We start from the raw sequence: 16,130 nt of genomic DNA on the forward strand, positions 1-16,130 counted from the left end.
TTTTCTTACACCTGGCGTAACACCTTAATTCCCTGCACGATATTCCAAATGACCATTCCGATGAGGATCAGAAAATAAACAGCTGCTCCTGTTATCATAACAAAAACGGGCACCATACTCTCCCCCTGAGCCGTAATCAATCCGCCGACAACACCCGCGGTCACAATCAGCAATCCCGCAAACGGAATGATATGGGAAATCAGAGCGCGCATGGCATGCCGCTTCGTCTCTTTTTCATCGACGACAAAGTAAGCCACAATCGGAAGAATGAGCGGCGCGAGAAACACGCTGAAATAACAGATTGATGCAATAATCGCTTGATTTCGGTTCAATAAAAACACTCCCTGTGCCGTGATGTAAAAACCCTTCCTTATACATACGTATGACGAATGGGCGGGTTTCATTTTCATGCTAAGGACATGCTTCGTTATACGTAATTTTTGATTTCAGAGATTTCACTATAGAATCTTTTCCCCGAACCGATTACAATATGTAACAAAGCCTGACCGTATGCAAGGAGGACATGCAAATGGAGAAAGATCCCGAAAACGCCCAAGTAACGGAAGAGAGTCTTCGAAATTTAATTCGCGAACAGAAAAGAATGAACAGCGAAATGCTGGCTGAATTGGAACAGATCAAAGCAGCCCCTCTTCCCATTTCCCATGATATCCAATATATAAAAGTGCTGCTGGACAGCAGCAGCACCCATATTCTGCAGGACTTAATGCATTTAAGCAGACAGCTTCCCCAACAGAAAAAAAGCCTGTAACAACAACAGCCCAAAACCGATGAGTTTTGGGCTGTTGTTATTGATCTATTACGTGGCTGCCGTTTCTTTTTCGGCCAGCAATGTTTTCATCCGTTTTCTATCACGTTCCATTACCGGTTTCAGATAGCGGCCCGTATATGATTCTTTCACTTCGACAACTTCTTCAGGCGTCCCGGAGGCTACGATCGTGCCGCCGCCCGCTCCGCCTTCAGGTCCCAGATCGACGATGTAGTCCGCCGTTTTAATGATATCGAGATTATGTTCAATGACCAAAACGGTATCACCATTATCGACGAGTCTTTGAAGCACAACCAAAAGCCTTGCGATATCATCAACGTGGAGGCCTGTCGTCGGTTCGTCCAAAATATACAGCGTCCGGCCGGTGGAACGCTTATGCAGTTCGGAAGCGAGCTTGACGCGCTGCGCTTCTCCGCCTGACAGCGTCGTCGCCGGCTGGCCGAGCGTCACATACCCGAGTCCGACATCGGCAAGCGTTTGAAGCTTGCGTTTGATTTTCGGGATATTTTCAAAGAAAGACAGAGCATCTTCCACCGTCATATCCAGAACGTCAGAAATGCTTTTTCCTTTGTATGTGACCTCAAGCGTCTCCCGGTTGTAACGTTTGCCGTGGCACACTTCACACGGAACGTACACGTCAGGAAGGAAGTGCATCTCAATTTTGATGATGCCGTCGCCGCGGCAGGCCTCACAGCGCCCGCCTTTTACATTAAAACTGAACCGGCCTTTTTTATAGCCGCGCACCTTTGCTTCATTTGTCTGCGCGAATACATCGCGGATATCATCAAACACACCCGTGTAAGTTGCCGGATTTGATCTCGGTGTCCGGCCGATCGGCGCCTGGTCGATGTCGATCACCTTATCAAGGTGGTCGAGGCCTTTGATCTCTTTATGGCTTCCCGGTTTCGCTTTGGCTTTATGAAGCTTTTGCGCAAGCGCCTTATGCAGAATTTCATTCACAAGCGTACTTTTTCCGGAACCGGACACACCTGTCACCGCCGTAAAAGTGCCGAGCGGGAATTTGGCGTTCGCTTTTTTCAGGTTGTTTTCTGAAGCGCCTTTGATTTCAATGAACCGGCCGTCAGGCTTTCTTCTCTCCGGAGGCATCGGGATGAATTGAGCCCCTGACAAATAACGTCCGGTCAGAGAGTCCGCATCATTCATCACTTCTTCAGGCGTCCCCGCCGATATGACGCGGCCGCCGTGAATGCCGGCGCCCGGACCGATATCTATCAAATAATCGGCAGCCATCATCGTATCCTCATCATGCTCCACGACAATCAGTGTGTTGCCGAGATCCCTCATGTTTTTCAGCGCGCTGATCAGACGGTCATTGTCACGCTGGTGAAGGCCGATGGACGGCTCATCAAGAATGTACAGGACGCCTGACAAACGGGAGCCGATCTGCGTTGCAAGCCTGATGCGCTGGGCTTCTCCGCCTGACAGCGTTCCCGCCGCCCGGCTCAGCGTCAGGTAATCAAGACCGACTTTATCTAAGAAGCTGAGCCGCTCCACAATCTCTCTTAAAATTAAATCGGCAATCTGCATATCTTTCTCAGACAGTGTCAGTTTTTTGAAAAATTCCAGCGCATCGCCGACGGAAAGCTCGGTAATGGTGCCGATGTGGCGCCCGTTGACCAAAACGGCCAGCGCTTCTTTCTTCAGCCGGTAGCCTTTGCACGTCGGGCACGGCTTCTGTGACATGTACTGCTCCATCTGTTCACGGATATAATCGGAGCTTGTCTCTTTATACCGTCTCTCAATATTGCGCAGCACGCCTTCAAATTCAATTTCATTTTCGCGCACTTGTCCGAAATCATTCTCGTATTTAAAGTAGATCCGTTCATCACTGCTGCCGTACAGCACTTTATCAAGCTGATGCTTCGGCAGGTCTTTGACCGGAGTCTCCATATCAATGCCGTAATGGCGGCAGACCGCCTGAAGCAGCTGCGGATAATATTGTGAACTGATCGGCGTCCACGGCGCGATGGCGTGTTCTTTTAATGACAGCTCAGGATTGGGAATGACGAGCTCAGGGTCCACTTCCAGCTTCAAGCCGAGACCGTCGCAAGTCGGACAGGCGCCGAACGGGCTGTTAAACGAAAACAGCCGGGGTTCAAGCTCTCCGATAGAAAAACCGCAAAGCGGACAGGCGTGATGCTCGCTGAACATCAGCTCCTCCTGACCGATTACATCTATCATGACACGGCCTTCCCCTAAGCGGAGCGCGGTTTCCAGTGAGTCGGAAAGCCGGGCGGCAACCCCTTCCTTGACGACAATCCGGTCAATGACTACTTCAATGGAATGCTTTTTGTTTTTTTTAAGTTCAATATCGTCGGAAAGCTCGGCCATTTCTCCGTCAATCCGCACCCTTACGTAACCTTGCTTTCTGATTTGGTCAAGCACTTTGACATGGGCGCCTTTTCTGCCTGAGATGATCGGCGCAAGCACTTGAAGCTTCGTCCGCTCCGGATATTCAAGAATCCGGTCAACCATCTGTTCAATCGTTTGCGACGTAATTTCAATGCCGTGCTCCGGGCAGTGCGGCTTCCCGACTCTCGCGTACAGCAGCCGGAGATAATCATAAATCTCCGTTACCGTTCCGACGGTTGACCGCGGATTGCGGCTCGTCGTTTTCTGATCAATGCTGATCGCCGGAGAAAGCCCTTCGATCGCATCGACGTCCGGCTTATCCATCTGCCCTAAAAATTGGCGCGCATAGGCAGAAAGCGATTCAACATACCGCCTCTGTCCTTCCGCGTAAATGGTGTCAAAGGCAAGGGATGATTTTCCCGATCCGGACAGCCCCGTCACGACGACGAGCTGATCCCGCGGAATCGTTACATCAATGTTTTTTAAATTGTGCGCCCTTGCGCCTTTCACCTCGATCCGGTCAATTGCCATGTGTTCATCATCCTTCCGCTTTAAGCTCTAACAGTAAATCACGAAGCTCTGCCGCCCGCTCGAAATCAAGCGCTCTGGCCGCTTCTTTCATTTCGTGCTCCATTTGTTCAACGACTTTCTGGCGTTCTTTCTTCGTCATCTTCGCCAGTTTAGGCGCGGCTTTTGTTTTATATTCTTCTTTATCCTCAGCGGCCTGCGTCGCGCGGATCACATCGCGGATTTCCTTATTGATCGTTTGCGGCGTAATGCCGTGAATTTCGTTAAAGCGCTCCTGCTGTTCCCGGCGGCGCTTCGTTTCATTAATCGCGATTTCCATCGAATTCGTGATTTTATCGGCATACATGATGACGCGGCCTTCCGCATTTCTGGCCGCCCGTCCGATCGTCTGAATCAGCGAACGTTCAGAACGGAGGAAGCCTTCTTTATCCGCATCGAGAATGGCGACAAGTGACACTTCCGGAATATCAAGCCCTTCCCTCAGCAGGTTGATGCCGATTAACACATCATGTTTTCCGAGGCGGAGGTCACGGATGATTTCAATCCGTTCAAGCGTCTTAATCTCGGAATGCAGATAATTGACCTTGATGCCGATTTCCTTGAGATAATCGGTCAGATCCTCTGACATTTTTTTCGTTAAAGTCGTCACAAGAACGCGTTCATTCCGTTCTATCCTCGCCTGAATCTCGCCGATCAGATCATCAATCTGTCCTTCGATCGGCCGGACGTCAATGAGGGGATCGAGGAGTCCCGTCGGTCTGATGATCTGCTCGATCATTTCCGGCGTATGCTCAATTTCATACGGTCCCGGAGTCGCCGACACGTACACGATATTGTGCATGTGTTTCTCAAATTCCTCGAATCGGAGCGGACGGTTGTCAAGCGCTGACGGCAGGCGGAACCCGTGATCGACAAGCACCTGTTTTCTCGCCTGGTCACCGTTGAACATGCCGCGCACCTGCGGAATCGTCACATGTGATTCATCAACGACAATCATAAAATCGTCCGGAAAATAATCAAGCAGCGTATATGGCGTAGAGCCCGGCGGACGGAGTGTCAAATGTCTTGAATAGTTCTCGATCCCTGAGCAAAAACCCATTTCCCGCATCATTTCAAGATCATATCTCGTCCGCTGCTCAAGCCGCTGCGCTTCAAGGAGCTTGCCGTTTTCGTGCATCACTTTCAAGCGCTCCTCAAGCTCCTGTTCAATATTCAGAATCGCTTTTTCCATCTTTTCCGCCCGGGTGACGAAGTGGGAAGCCGGGAAAATCGCGACATGGTCACGGTCGCCGAGAATTTCTCCGGTCAAAGCGTCGACCTCTCTGATCCGCTCAATTTCATCTCCGAAAAATTCCACTCTGATACAATGTTCGTCACGGGAAGCCGGAAAGATTTCCACAACGTCTCCGCGCACGCGGAACGTCCCGCGCTGAAAGTCGATATCATTGCGGGCATACTGGATATCCACAAGCTTTCTCAGCAGCTCGTTCCGCTCAATCTCCATTTCCGGTCTGAGCGACACGACCATTTCCCGGTATTCTTCAGGTGAACCGAGACCGTATATGCATGACACACTCGCGATAATAATGACATCTCTCCGTTCAAACAGAGAGGATGTCGCGGAGTGTCTCAGTTTATCAATTTCATCATTAATGCTTGCGTCTTTCTCTATAAAAGTATCCGTTTGAGGCACGTACGCCTCCGGCTGATAGTAATCGTAATAGCTGACAAAATATTCGACAGCGTTGTTCGGGAAAAACTCCTTAAACTCGCTGTACAGCTGTCCGGCTAGGGTTTTGTTATGGGCAATGACCAGTGTCGGTTTATTCACTTCTTTAATCAGATTGGACACGGTAAAGGTTTTGCCCGTCCCTGTCGCACCCAGGAGAGTCTGGTGTTTTCTGCCTTCCTGTATGCCTTTGACAAGCTTCTCAATCGCTTGCGGCTGATCTCCCTGGGGCTGATATTTCGAGACTAACTCAAAACGATCTTTCACAAAAAAGCCTCCGTTTCTTTACGAAATCTTCCTATTGATATAGTAACACAATGACGGGCAAAATCACTAAAAATACGAACTAAAGTTCGATGGTTTGTTTTTACCAAGTCAATTTTTGTATAAAAAACCTGCTTTTATGGCGTAAAAGCAGGCATTCTATTTCATATTCACCATGTCAGGCATTGTCTTTCTTTTTGTCTGCTTCTTTTTTGGCCATGTACAGCCCTCCGGCCACCAGCGATACGACATCCAATCCAACGATAAAATACGTTTCGGTATAACCCTTTAAATAGGATGCGAAAAGCAGTGCGGCTGTGAGAGCGATCGCCACATAGTGGTTAAACGTGACGCGCGTAAAAAGGACGACCAGCATAAAAGGGAAACATAATGCAAAAACGGCTTTTGTAATCACAAAAACCCTCCTCGGGAATTCTTCATCTCATCTGATTATAGTAAAAAATGAAGAATCGGACAATCGTTCCCCTGCTATCACAATACCCTTTTTCAGCAGTCTTCAATCATCTGTCAAAAAAATTGTGAATATAAATCCATTGAACCATTAACCAGATGAATCGAATTACCTTTCTTCAGCCGAAAGGATGAGAAGGTTTAGGTCTTTGTATCTTTGACAGTTTCTTCCTCCCTCTTTACAATGTAATGATAGTGTTTACTATCATTTTCTTGGATGAAGAAAAAAAGGGGGTCATACCGCATGTATTCAGTGCGATTTCAAAAAGCGGAAGAATCGAGCCGCTCTGCAGGAGCAAAAGGAATGAACCTGATTAAACTGACGAAAAACGGGCTGCCCGTTCCCGGCGGTTTCATCATTCAGACGAATGCCCTGACACGTTTTATGGAAGACAACGGGCTTCAAGCAGATCAGGAACAGATGGAGCGCGCCATTATGAACGGCACGTTTTCAAAAGAGCTTCGGGAGGAACTGACCGCGTCGTTTTATGAATTGAGAGAATCATACGCCTCTGTCGCCGTACGTTCCTCCTCCGCGTCCGAAGATCTTGAAGGCGCTTCTTTCGCGGGCCAGTACGAAACCTATTTAAATATCAAAACAGAAGAAGAGTTTCTCGGAAAAGTGAAAGAGTGCTGGGCTTCCTTCTTCTCGGCGCGGGTCAGCGGTTATAAAGAGAAAATGAACAATGACACCGCAGAACCGTTAATGGGCGTTGTCGTGCAAGGGCTTATCAATTCCGAGGTTTCAGGGGTTATTTTCAGCCGCAACCCCGTCACACATGATGACGGAGAACTGATGATCAGCGCGAGCTACGGCCTCGGAGAAGCAATCGTCTCCGGCAGCGTGACGCCCGACACATTTATCGTCAATAAAGACACATTTCAGATTGAAAAAGAAATCGGCTTAAAAGAAATGTATATCGTCTCTAAAGACGAAGGCGTGACGGAAAAAGAGACGTCCGCTGACATGAGAAACCGCTTCTGCCTTGATGACGAGAGCGTCAAAGAGCTTGCCATGCTGACGATAAAGACGGAAGAACTGTACGGTTATCCCGTGGATCTCGAATTCGGATTTGCCGAAAATAAGCTCTATCTGCTTCAGGCCAGACCGATTACAACGATCGCGCAGGATCAGAAAGCGGCAGACGAAGAACGGGAATTTATCATGACGCCCCGGGATCAGAAAGATTTTTGGCTCAATATGGAGTCCAATATAGAAGGTCCCGTCAGCCCGTTATTCGCTTCACTCATTGTGCCGGCTTTGGAATACGGCCTCAAAGAGAGCACGAAGACCTTCCCTGTGATGGGCATCGAGATTGAGCGTGTCAAACTTCATCAGGGCCATGTTTTTTCCAGACAGCATAAGACGGACGACAAGCTGCCCGCAGAACAGTTAGAAGCGCTTTTCCCCGTCTTGGCTGACCGCATGTACGATATTATTCAGGAAACCTTTCTGCCTTTTTATCAAAAGCTGGACGAACTGGCGCATACAGACCATACGCCGGAGACTGCCCTTGATGCGTTCCGAAACCTGCAAGACTTCTATTTAAAAGGATACGCAGAACATTTCAATATTGTCTTTCCGCAGGTTGCGTTAAACATGATACTGGAATCTATGTACGGACAGGTTGAGAAAGAAAACACCTCCCTTCTGTATGAAATGCTGGCCGGCGTCATGAATAAGTCATTGGAAACCGACAGACAGCTCTGGCTGCTTTCCGGACAAGTAAAAGACAGCCCTGAGCTGCGGCGCGTCTTTACGGTTTCTCATGCCGACGAGCTGCATCAGACGCTTCTGCAATCAAATGAGGGAAAACGCTTTCTCGAACAAGTCGGTGAATTTTTACAGGAATACGGCTGGAGATCCGTGAAAAGTCATGATCTCATTGAAGAAACTTGGGCGGAAAACCCTTATTTCGCTTTGGCCAACATTCAGAACTATGTCCGGAACGGATACGATTTTGACAGTGAGTTTCATAAAACGATAGAAAAACGAAAACAGCTCTACGCCGACTTTATGGATAGAATTGAAGATGACGGCTTCCGGGAAACGTTTGACCGCTATTATCAGTGGACATTGTCTTCATCCGTCATCAAAGATGATCACCATTTTTATATTGATGCGATGCTGGACGCCAAAGCGCGCCTTTGCCTTCTGAAAATCGGCGAGCTGCTTCAAAAACAAGGCGTAATCGATGATCGGGAGGATATGTGGTACTTATACAGCGATGAAGTCGAGAAAGCGCTGGTATCGCCGGTTCCGATGCAGGAAAAAGCCGCTGAACGAAAACAGCTCTTCAAGCAATATCAATTGCTTGAAGCCCCCGCTTATCTCGGGACTCCGACTTCGGAACAGCTGAAAACGGCTGAACAGATTACCGGCTCCATCACAGAAGATGAAAAAAACACTGAACATCAAATTTACGGACTTGCGGCGTCAAGCGGAATCGCAAGCGGCCCGGTGAAAGTCATTCGTGACGCAAGTGAATTTTCCCGTTTTTCAACAGGAGACGTGCTTGTCTGCAAAATGACGACACCGCTGTGGACCAGTCTGTTCCAGGATGCAAAGGCCGTCATTACGGACACGGGCGGCATCCTGTCACATGCGGCGATCATCGCGAGAGAATACGGGCTCCCGGCCGTTCTCGGCACTCGTGCCGCGACTGACAGGCTCAACGACGGAGATATCGTCACGGTGGACGGGACAAACGGCAAGATTACGATTGTTAAACGCGCTTCATGCTAGGTTTCCCTCTTTATTGACGGCCAGGGCGGGTGTATACTTGTCCTGCCAGTATTTACGCGAGGTGAAACATGTTGAGAACGACGAACAAGAGAATTATTGACGCCGCGATGAATCTGATCATCCAAAAAGGATACCGCGCAGCGACAACAAAAGAAATCGCAGAAAAAGCAAAAGTAAGCGAAGCAACGATTTTTCGTAATTTTAAAAACAAACAAGGATTAATGAAAGCCATGATTGAACAGCAGACGCCGGTTCCGGAAAGCATGATCACTAAGGCGGAAGGCGATCTGTATGAGGATCTTCTTCATTTCGCCGCGACCCTTCTTCAGCAATTGGAACAAAAAAAAGAAGTGTTCCGCATCTGCCTGCGCGAACCGGAACTATTCGAAGACGTCCTGCAGGATATCGTCGTATATCCGCAATCCGTGAAAAAGCATTTAATCGTTTACTTTAAGGAGCTGACAAAGAAAAATATGATAAGCCCCGGCAGCGAAGAAGCTAATGCAGACGTCTTTATGACGATGATTTTCGGTTATTTTATACACCGGCTGCAGCTGGGGAAAAGAGTCATTACTCTCTCTGAGGAAACGATGCTGAAACACAGCACTGAGATTTTCATGAAAGGCATTACCGGCCGGTCATTTTCCGGCTCCAAGGAGGATGAAGGATGGGTTCAAAGAAAGAATGGGCGCTGATTGTTTCGCTTTTGCTGGGAGCCATACTCGTTCCCATCAATTCTACGATGATCGCAGTCGCCCTTTCATCCATTTCCCGCTCATTCAGCGAATCAATTGCCAGCATCACATGGGTAGTGACCGTGTATTTAATCGTGATGGCCGTGACACAGCCCATTGCCGGCAAACTCGGTGATATGTACGGAAACAAAAAAATGTATTTATGGGGCGTCGGCCTTTTTCTCATCGCATCATTGGGGTGCGCCCTCTCGCCAAGTCTTTTCTTATTGATTTTCTTCCGGGCGCTTCAGGCTGCCGGCGGCGCTTTGCTTACGCCAAACAGCATCGCCATCATCCGCCATGTCGTGTCTGAAAAACGGCTTCCGAAAGTATTCGGCTTTTTCGGCCTCGGTGCCGGGCTGGGCGCGGCTCTCGGTCCGTTTATCGGCTCTCTTTTAATTGAGAGCTTCAGCTGGCATTCGATCTTTTGGGTCAACATTCCGTTTCTTGCAATCGCACTCGTGACGGCATTAGTGATGTTTCCTAAATATAAAGAAGAAACGTCTGACGCTCCGCTTGATATCATCGGGTCCGTTTTGCTTGCCGGAAGCATTGTATCTATTATTCTTCTGACGAAAAATGAAAGCTCTTTGGGCTATTGGGTGTACGCGCTGCTCATTCTCATATTTGTTCCGCTGTTTTTCAGGCGGGAACTGCGCACGAAACATCCGATTATTGATTTTGACCTGTTTAAAAACACGACCTTTACGAGCGCCAATCTGTCGGTTCTGTTAAGCAATTTAATGATGTACGCCGTGTTATTGATTATGCCGCTCTTTATGACCGGCCACTTCAGCATGAATACGTCGCACAGCGGCATGGCGCTGTCAGTCTTTTCTGTTTTCATGTCCGCCAGCAACTGGGGCGGAGCTCAGCTGCATCAGAAATGGGGCGCGCGAAGAATGATTTTTCTGTCCTTCGGGCTGATGGCCGCAGCCAATCTCTTATTTCTGCTTTTGGTTTATTCCCATTCCGTTCCGTTTCTTATGGCATCGCTTATTGTAGGCGGCATCGCGTCAGGTGCGGGGCTGACGAGCATGCAGGTATCTTCTCTTGCGACGGTAGAACCGGGCATGTCCGGCATCGCATCCGGGATTTTCTCCACCTTCCGTTATTTCGGAAGCATTATTTCTTCAGCACTGATCGGTTTAATCTCCGGGTTTCATATTCTGTTTATCATATTGATCGGAGTTTCTGTGATCGGCTTGTTCGTATCGCTTGGTATCAAGTCCGGGGAAACCGTTCAGACGAAAAAGAGCCATTCGGCGTAAACAAAAAAAGGTTCCGTGAGCACCCGCTTTCCGGAACCTTTTCCAGTTTTCCTTCTTATTTTTCTCTCTCAAAGTGTCACCGCAATGCCGTTGCAATGTAAATGGCTGAGAGTTCCGATCAAGTTCGGCGCTTACATCGTAATCCGGCCGTAAAAAAAGCCCGGCCGCCGTGTTGTTAGCGGCACCGGGCTTTTTATATGTGATTTTTCATAATTAATAAAACTGAAAGCTTATTATTTCCAATGTTTTTTCTTATTTTTTTTCATAATTCTCCTTACTAAAACCTACCTAAAACAATTATCGAATATTACTTTTATAATTAAGCAAAATTAAATAACAATCATTGAAGGATTCTCAGACTGATAAAATTTATTTTAAATATAATATTTCAAAACACATTCAAACTGTACAAAGAAAAGAAAGTCTAAATTTTTATTTTTGGAACTTGATTGGGACAAGAAAGTCTAAACCAAAATCTAGGCGATCCAGGTGGGTGGCCTGGTAAATATTTTGAGTCTCTGTATCTTTAACAATAGTATTTACAATATCATTAGGATACCGATTCAAAAAAAAATGTTCTCCTTTAAACTTATGAAATTTCACGTTTCCTTCAACAACTTCACTCCATTTATGCATTTCATTGATATGAGTCGAAAAATCGCTATCCGCATAAAAAACGCTTACTCCACAACTTATTTTTTCTGCTTTGGGCTGAAACTTATAATTGTCCAAAATTATAAAATCTGCTCGCAAAATCGGAAGAAACATATCCATAATCTCTTTTGTATAAAAATCCTCTGGTATTCCCCCATATTGTTCCACCTTTGTCAAGAAAGTTTCATTAGTCATATTTTCAATGTCTTCTCTCTTTTCAAAAATATGTGGAGCATCTCGCCCAGAAAAAAACAGATGCCTTGGTTCATTAGTTCCCATTTGCTTAAGTTTATAATATATCTCATAAGTCAATAAGGCTCCCATGCTGTGTCCAAATATAACATATTCATCGTCATATTCTAATTGTTCACTTATTCTTTTGGCGATATCTTCACTTGCTTCACCAACAGACTGGTAACAAGGCTCTGTGAATCGAGTTCCTCTTCCAGCCAATTCACATATACACAATTCATATCTATCCGGCAGTAGTTTTTTCCATTCATAATATGCATTTACCGACGCTCCAGCATATGGAATAGGAAATACTTTTATTTTATTTCACTCACTCCTATGTTCAACTTGAGCCCACTATCATTACTATATAAACCTATAAGTATTCAAGATACATTTAATTGTACTTCTCTATCTCTCGCTGCTCTGCCAGCAACAAATTCACCATATCACTATAGCTATTCAAACCGTCTGTCTGATTATTTGCCTTCAGATATACATCATTTGCATTTCTTGAAATACTTGAAATAACACCCTCATACTTATCCCGGTACTGCTCATTTTGTTCTATATCATGCCGCACCGCTTTGGACAGACTGGACATTATATCAGACGCCTTATCTGGATCCACTTTCTTTAGCTCAGATATAGAATAATCAAATGCCAGAAATAAACCACTGTATAGTATCATTGGATCATCCTGCTGCTTACATGCCAGATAAGCTATAAAATTAGCCTCATCCTCATGCATGAAACCACTCTGATGTGCCAATTCATGCGCCATAGTAGCAGGCACCAAAAAAACTGGCACATTAACATTGATATTGGATTCATAAGTAAAAGGGACAAAAATACCATGTATCCCTGCATGCGACATTAGTTTTGACATCACCACTGGTTTTGGTGTTGAATATGAATGCTCCAAAACAGGATATTTCTTTGATAACATTTGCATCGAGAACACTGCGTGTTGTGCATAATAATCAAAAACCTCTGGTACATGAGCCAAAAGATCAGTATCCGCTAACTTTTCCCTTGCCAATTCCATTTCAACGGCAAGTGACTTACTCAATTTAACCAGTTCTTCCTTGCTGTAGTTCTCTTCTTTATATTCGGTATGAGACAAAAAAGAATATCTGTGATAGTTTATTCCACCCAAAATAGTATAACAAAAATATATCACGCTACAGATCGTAACTATTCCTAGAGCACCACGATAAACTACCATCCTACGTACACCTTTACTCATGATAACCTTGCGCACATAATAAACGATATAAAATAGAAAAAGTAACACAACCAACACGACGAGCCATTCACTAACAGAAAATGTGACCCAAGAAGGTACAAATCCTACTATTTTTGACAATAACGGATATACAGACCTACTGTATTTTTCCGCCCAATCCTGATGGTTCTGCGCGTATTTTGTCAGTATGTAAGCTATAACTCCAAGTGAAATCAACGGTAATCTCTTAAGTAAAAGCTTTTTTATAATGTACTCCCCCTATCCAATAAATATCAGATGTACGCCATGTAACCTAGTCATATCATTTCTTTATTTCAACATACTTTTCCTCATAAAAATCATGCTTATTAGAAAAAACATATTGATTCATAAAATCTATAGGAAGTACTTCATAAGCCCAGTAGGTACCATTAGGTCTATTACTTGAAATAACTTGTCGGGCGATTTCAGCAGCCACTGTACCCGTTAACTCTGAACTCGTTTCCATTTGTAAATTCAATCAGCACCTAACATCCTTTCCATTTTTCACTCCTGTAGCATCAATGACTAAAGCTATCCATTCCTCTTTAGGTTGCTCCTCTAAACTAATGTCTAGTTTTTTCAGGGCTTCTTCAACCGAAGACTCAAGTTGCATTTGATAAAATTGCATTGCTAAACGAAAAATATTATCATTTGCTGCTATATTGTACCAGTGGAGTTCTTGTACCGAACTAACTTCCAGAATATCAATGATCTCTTGACTTAAATACGGTTTCTTATAGACAGGGACATCCACTTCAGGTACAAATTCTTTCTTCATCATATTTATATTTTCCGTTTTAACACAATGATCACTCCAATAAGAATCTGTTTTTCCAATTACACTATGGCCACTCATTAATATATCTGAGATAGAAGTTTTCGTATAATGTTCCGCACCACCAATATAACAATTCACATACTTCGTTTCGTCTAATAAATGATTTATTACTCGTTTTAATAGCAGACCTGTAATTCCAGGACAAAAACCAGCTCCTATGTAATTTACACCGTTAGCTTTAAGTACCCGCATCACCTCTAACAATTTTCTTTTTTTTTATCTGAGCCATAGTATATATCCAACTAGAATTTTCATAACCATTATAATCAGTTATTCTTAATATATATCCTGCTAAAGATTCATCTTCTAAAGGTTTTGGAGTTAGCAATAACCTTTCCAATAAGCCATACCTCTCCTTCATTTATTTTTTTATTATTTCAAAATAAAACAGCTAAGAAAATATAATTTTCTTAGCTGTTTTTGAAATCTAGTTTAGGAGTTCTTGAAACTATTCCGAATAATTATGAAAAATCACATTATAATGCTGTCATTTCTTCGTGCTCGTGTTCATCCTGCACGAATAAAATACCTAATTCATGATGTTCGCCTTCATAGGACGCGCGCTGATCAAACCGGATCTCACCGTTCAGGCCGATGATCTCCATTTTTACAAATGCGCGGTTTTTTTGAAGTGCTTCATAAAAATCCGATACATGCTTCACGGGGATGCCGTTTACTTTCGTAATAATCTCACCGATCTTCAGCTCAAGATCGTCCGCGGGTGTATTCGGAATGATGCCGAGCACCATTAAACCCTGATCCCGCTTAGAGAAATAAAACGGAGCCGCGTTATCGTTCAGCCGCTGTCTTAATGATAAAAACAGGCGTCCGAGCACCGCAATACAAGCGGCAGCTCCGGCAAGCGGAGTCCACCAAAGGGCCGCTGCTCCGAATACGGTCACGATAACCCCGAGAATCATGACACGTTTCGCTGTTATCCTTATGCTGACTTCCGGAAGTGACCCCTGCACACGCTGTCCGAAGCCGGCGATATAAGGAATCCAGATCAAATGGAAAGAGCCGCCCGGCACGGTAAAGACAGGCCACCAAGAAAGGTGTGACTCAAGCCCGCTGCCCGGCACCAATAAGAAAAGCGGAAGCAGCCATGCGCGATTCGCCAATTGTCGGCCGATGGGCAGGCCTCTGCTGCTGACGACAAGCGCCGGAGATGTTTTCAGATGCGCTGAACGGCAGGCAGCCGCTCCCTCCGTGATAATCAAAAGGCCCATAAACACGGCCGCCGATGCCCAATTCACGCCGAATGCCTGCGGAAACCGATCCGCAAACGGCACTGTGTGGGTATACTGAAGGATAAACGCAATGAACATGCCGGCGCTGACAATATAAGCTGAGGACAGCCAATTCATACGGAACGTCAGCGAAGCCAAAGCCGTCACAGCCGCGATTATGCCGAGAAGACCGAATGGAATCGAAATTCCCAGTCCAAAAAATAATATGGAGAGAAGAATACCCGGTATAAGTCCTTTTATGTATGTAAAGATAAGCTCGTCATACATATCCGCGATTTTTGTATGAAACGTATGGCGTTCACGTTTGATCCGCAAATATCCGCATGCGAGACTTATGATGATAAAAAACCAGAACATCGGGTGCAAAAAAAACAGACCGATACTTTTCAGAAGTTCAATTCCCCATTGAACAGACACTGCTTTCACCGCCTCAAGCCAAACATTTTAATTCTATTCTACCAAATAATCATTGGCTTGAATATCTCAAACGTCTATCTCTCTTCCGTCATCCACAATGTTACATTTGAGAGAGAGAAATCTTTCAGATAGTGGTCAACCTCCACCTCGATCACGCCGCTGATCAGGAGCATGGACCGCTTAATATCCGTCAGATTGATTCCTAAACGTTTATGGTTTTTCATTAAGTAAGTGAAATAATGCTTCGCACACTCTTCATTGATTTCATGAACGCATTCAACATTTGTGTAATTGACCAGGTATCTGCTGAACAGCATAAGAAGACTTAGTGCTTTTGTTGATGAAAATGTGACGTCTTTTGTTCTGTCTTTTAGTTGTTCCACTAATTCATAATATTTCTTTTCACGCACAATACTTGCCCTCTTCAATTGTGAACCCCCATTTTTTTATCCAGATAAGCACGGGTGATTACAGCTGCCGTGCTGAAGCGCCGCAAACACTTCTGCTTTCGATACTGAAATGCAGCTGCCAAACTAAAACTGTTCTCTATTAGAACCTTCTTTTATT

General features: G+C 45.3%; 15 protein-coding genes. 4 read left to right on the top strand and 11 right to left on the bottom strand.

Annotated features, from left to right (window positions below):
• Positions 1-5 precede the first annotated feature (5 nt).
• On the bottom strand, positions 6-332 hold the full coding sequence (locus tag MY7_RS15000; RefSeq protein ID WP_003151444.1) for a hypothetical protein: 327 nt from the start codon (positions 330-332) through the stop codon (positions 6-8).
• Positions 333-529: 197 nt separating this feature from the next.
• Between MY7_RS15000 and MY7_RS15005 the strand changes: the two genes are divergently transcribed.
• Positions 530-769, top strand: coding sequence for a hypothetical protein (locus MY7_RS15005; protein ID WP_003151443.1), 240 nt, complete (start codon positions 530-532; stop codon positions 767-769).
• Between the two features lie 48 nt (positions 770-817).
• On the opposite strand, the gene uvrA is transcribed toward MY7_RS15005, so the two are convergent.
• From uvrA to MY7_RS15020, 3 genes are all read right to left on the bottom strand, one after another.
• A complete protein-coding gene (uvrA, locus tag MY7_RS15010; RefSeq protein WP_007614061.1) occupies positions 818-3,691 on the bottom strand; it encodes an excinuclease ABC subunit UvrA in 2,874 nt (957 codons plus the stop codon).
• A 7-nt stretch (positions 3,692-3,698) separates the two neighbouring features.
• Complete coding sequence (uvrB, locus tag MY7_RS15015; protein ID WP_003151439.1) at positions 3,699-5,684, bottom strand: excinuclease ABC subunit UvrB; 1,986 nt, start codon at positions 5,682-5,684, stop codon at positions 3,699-3,701.
• 175 nt (positions 5,685-5,859) lie between these two features.
• Positions 5,860-6,096 (bottom strand): CsbA family protein, encoded by a 237-nt coding sequence (locus tag MY7_RS15020; protein WP_003151438.1) that lies wholly within the window; start codon positions 6,094-6,096, stop codon positions 5,860-5,862.
• Between the two features lie 300 nt (positions 6,097-6,396).
• Here MY7_RS15020 and MY7_RS15025 point away from each other — a divergent pair, with 300 nt between their 5' ends.
• The 3 genes from MY7_RS15025 to MY7_RS15035 all read left to right on the top strand — a co-directional run bounded on the left by MY7_RS15025 (position 6,397) and on the right by MY7_RS15035 (position 10,903).
• Positions 6,397-8,898, top strand: a complete 2,502-nt coding sequence (locus MY7_RS15025) for a PEP/pyruvate-binding domain-containing protein (protein WP_029325808.1) — start codon at positions 6,397-6,399, stop codon at positions 8,896-8,898.
• 71 nt (positions 8,899-8,969) lie between these two features.
• Positions 8,970-9,593, top strand: a complete 624-nt coding sequence (locus MY7_RS15030; protein ID WP_015240677.1) for a TetR/AcrR family transcriptional regulator — start codon at positions 8,970-8,972, stop codon at positions 9,591-9,593.
• Positions 9,566-10,903, top strand: coding sequence for an MFS transporter (locus MY7_RS15035; RefSeq protein WP_007614063.1), 1,338 nt, complete (start codon positions 9,566-9,568; stop codon positions 10,901-10,903). Before MY7_RS15030 ends, MY7_RS15035 begins: the two co-directional genes overlap by 28 nt.
• 432 nt (positions 10,904-11,335) lie before the next feature.
• Here MY7_RS15035 and MY7_RS15040 read toward each other — a convergent pair whose 3' ends face one another.
• The 7 genes from MY7_RS15040 to swrA form a co-directional block, all read right to left on the bottom strand.
• Complete coding sequence (locus tag MY7_RS15040; protein ID WP_029325807.1) at positions 11,336-12,109, bottom strand: thioesterase II family protein; 774 nt, start codon at positions 12,107-12,109, stop codon at positions 11,336-11,338.
• A gap of 76 nt (positions 12,110-12,185) precedes the next feature.
• On the bottom strand, positions 12,186-13,253 hold the full coding sequence (locus MY7_RS15045) for a DUF3810 domain-containing protein (RefSeq protein ID WP_007614066.1): 1,068 nt from the start codon (positions 13,251-13,253) through the stop codon (positions 12,186-12,188).
• An 85-nt stretch (positions 13,254-13,338) separates the two neighbouring features.
• On the bottom strand, positions 13,339-13,536 hold the full coding sequence (locus MY7_RS19955) for a hypothetical protein (protein WP_228767504.1): 198 nt from the start codon (positions 13,534-13,536) through the stop codon (positions 13,339-13,341).
• Positions 13,537-14,091, bottom strand: coding sequence for a hypothetical protein (locus MY7_RS15050; protein WP_228767505.1), 555 nt, complete (start codon positions 14,089-14,091; stop codon positions 13,537-13,539).
• Positions 14,075-14,236 carry a hypothetical protein gene (locus MY7_RS19630; protein WP_153933082.1) on the bottom strand — a complete coding sequence of 54 codons (162 nt, stop codon included), beginning with the start codon at positions 14,234-14,236 and terminating at the stop codon, positions 14,075-14,077. Before MY7_RS19630 ends, MY7_RS15050 begins: the two co-directional genes overlap by 17 nt.
• Positions 14,237-14,372: 136 nt before the next feature.
• Positions 14,373-15,563 carry a S1C family serine protease gene (locus MY7_RS15055; RefSeq protein WP_029325806.1) on the bottom strand — a complete coding sequence of 397 codons (1,191 nt, stop codon included), beginning with the start codon at positions 15,561-15,563 and terminating at the stop codon, positions 14,373-14,375.
• A 74-nt stretch (positions 15,564-15,637) separates the two neighbouring features.
• Positions 15,638-15,991 carry a swarming motility protein SwrAA gene (gene swrA / locus MY7_RS15060; RefSeq protein ID WP_014305920.1) on the bottom strand — a complete coding sequence of 118 codons (354 nt, stop codon included), beginning with the start codon at positions 15,989-15,991 and terminating at the stop codon, positions 15,638-15,640.
• Between the last annotated feature and the right edge of the window lie 139 nt (positions 15,992-16,130).

The organism is Bacillus sp. 5B6, assembly GCF_000259405.1.
Lineage (GTDB): Bacteria > Bacillota > Bacilli > Bacillales > Bacillaceae > Bacillus > Bacillus velezensis.

Coding starts and splice junctions, on each gene's coding strand:
- MY7_RS15005 (WP_003151443.1), top strand. CDS start 530: ATGGAGAAAGATCCCGAAAACGCCCAAGTAACGGAAGAGAGTCTTCGA.
- uvrA (WP_007614061.1), bottom strand. CDS start 3,691: ATGGCAATTGACCGGATCGAGGTGAAAGGCGCAAGGGCGCACAATTTA.
- MY7_RS15025 (WP_029325808.1), top strand. CDS start 6,397: ATGTATTCAGTGCGATTTCAAAAAGCGGAAGAATCGAGCCGCTCTGCA.
- MY7_RS15035 (WP_007614063.1), top strand. CDS start 9,566: ATGGGTTCAAAGAAAGAATGGGCGCTGATTGTTTCGCTTTTGCTGGGA.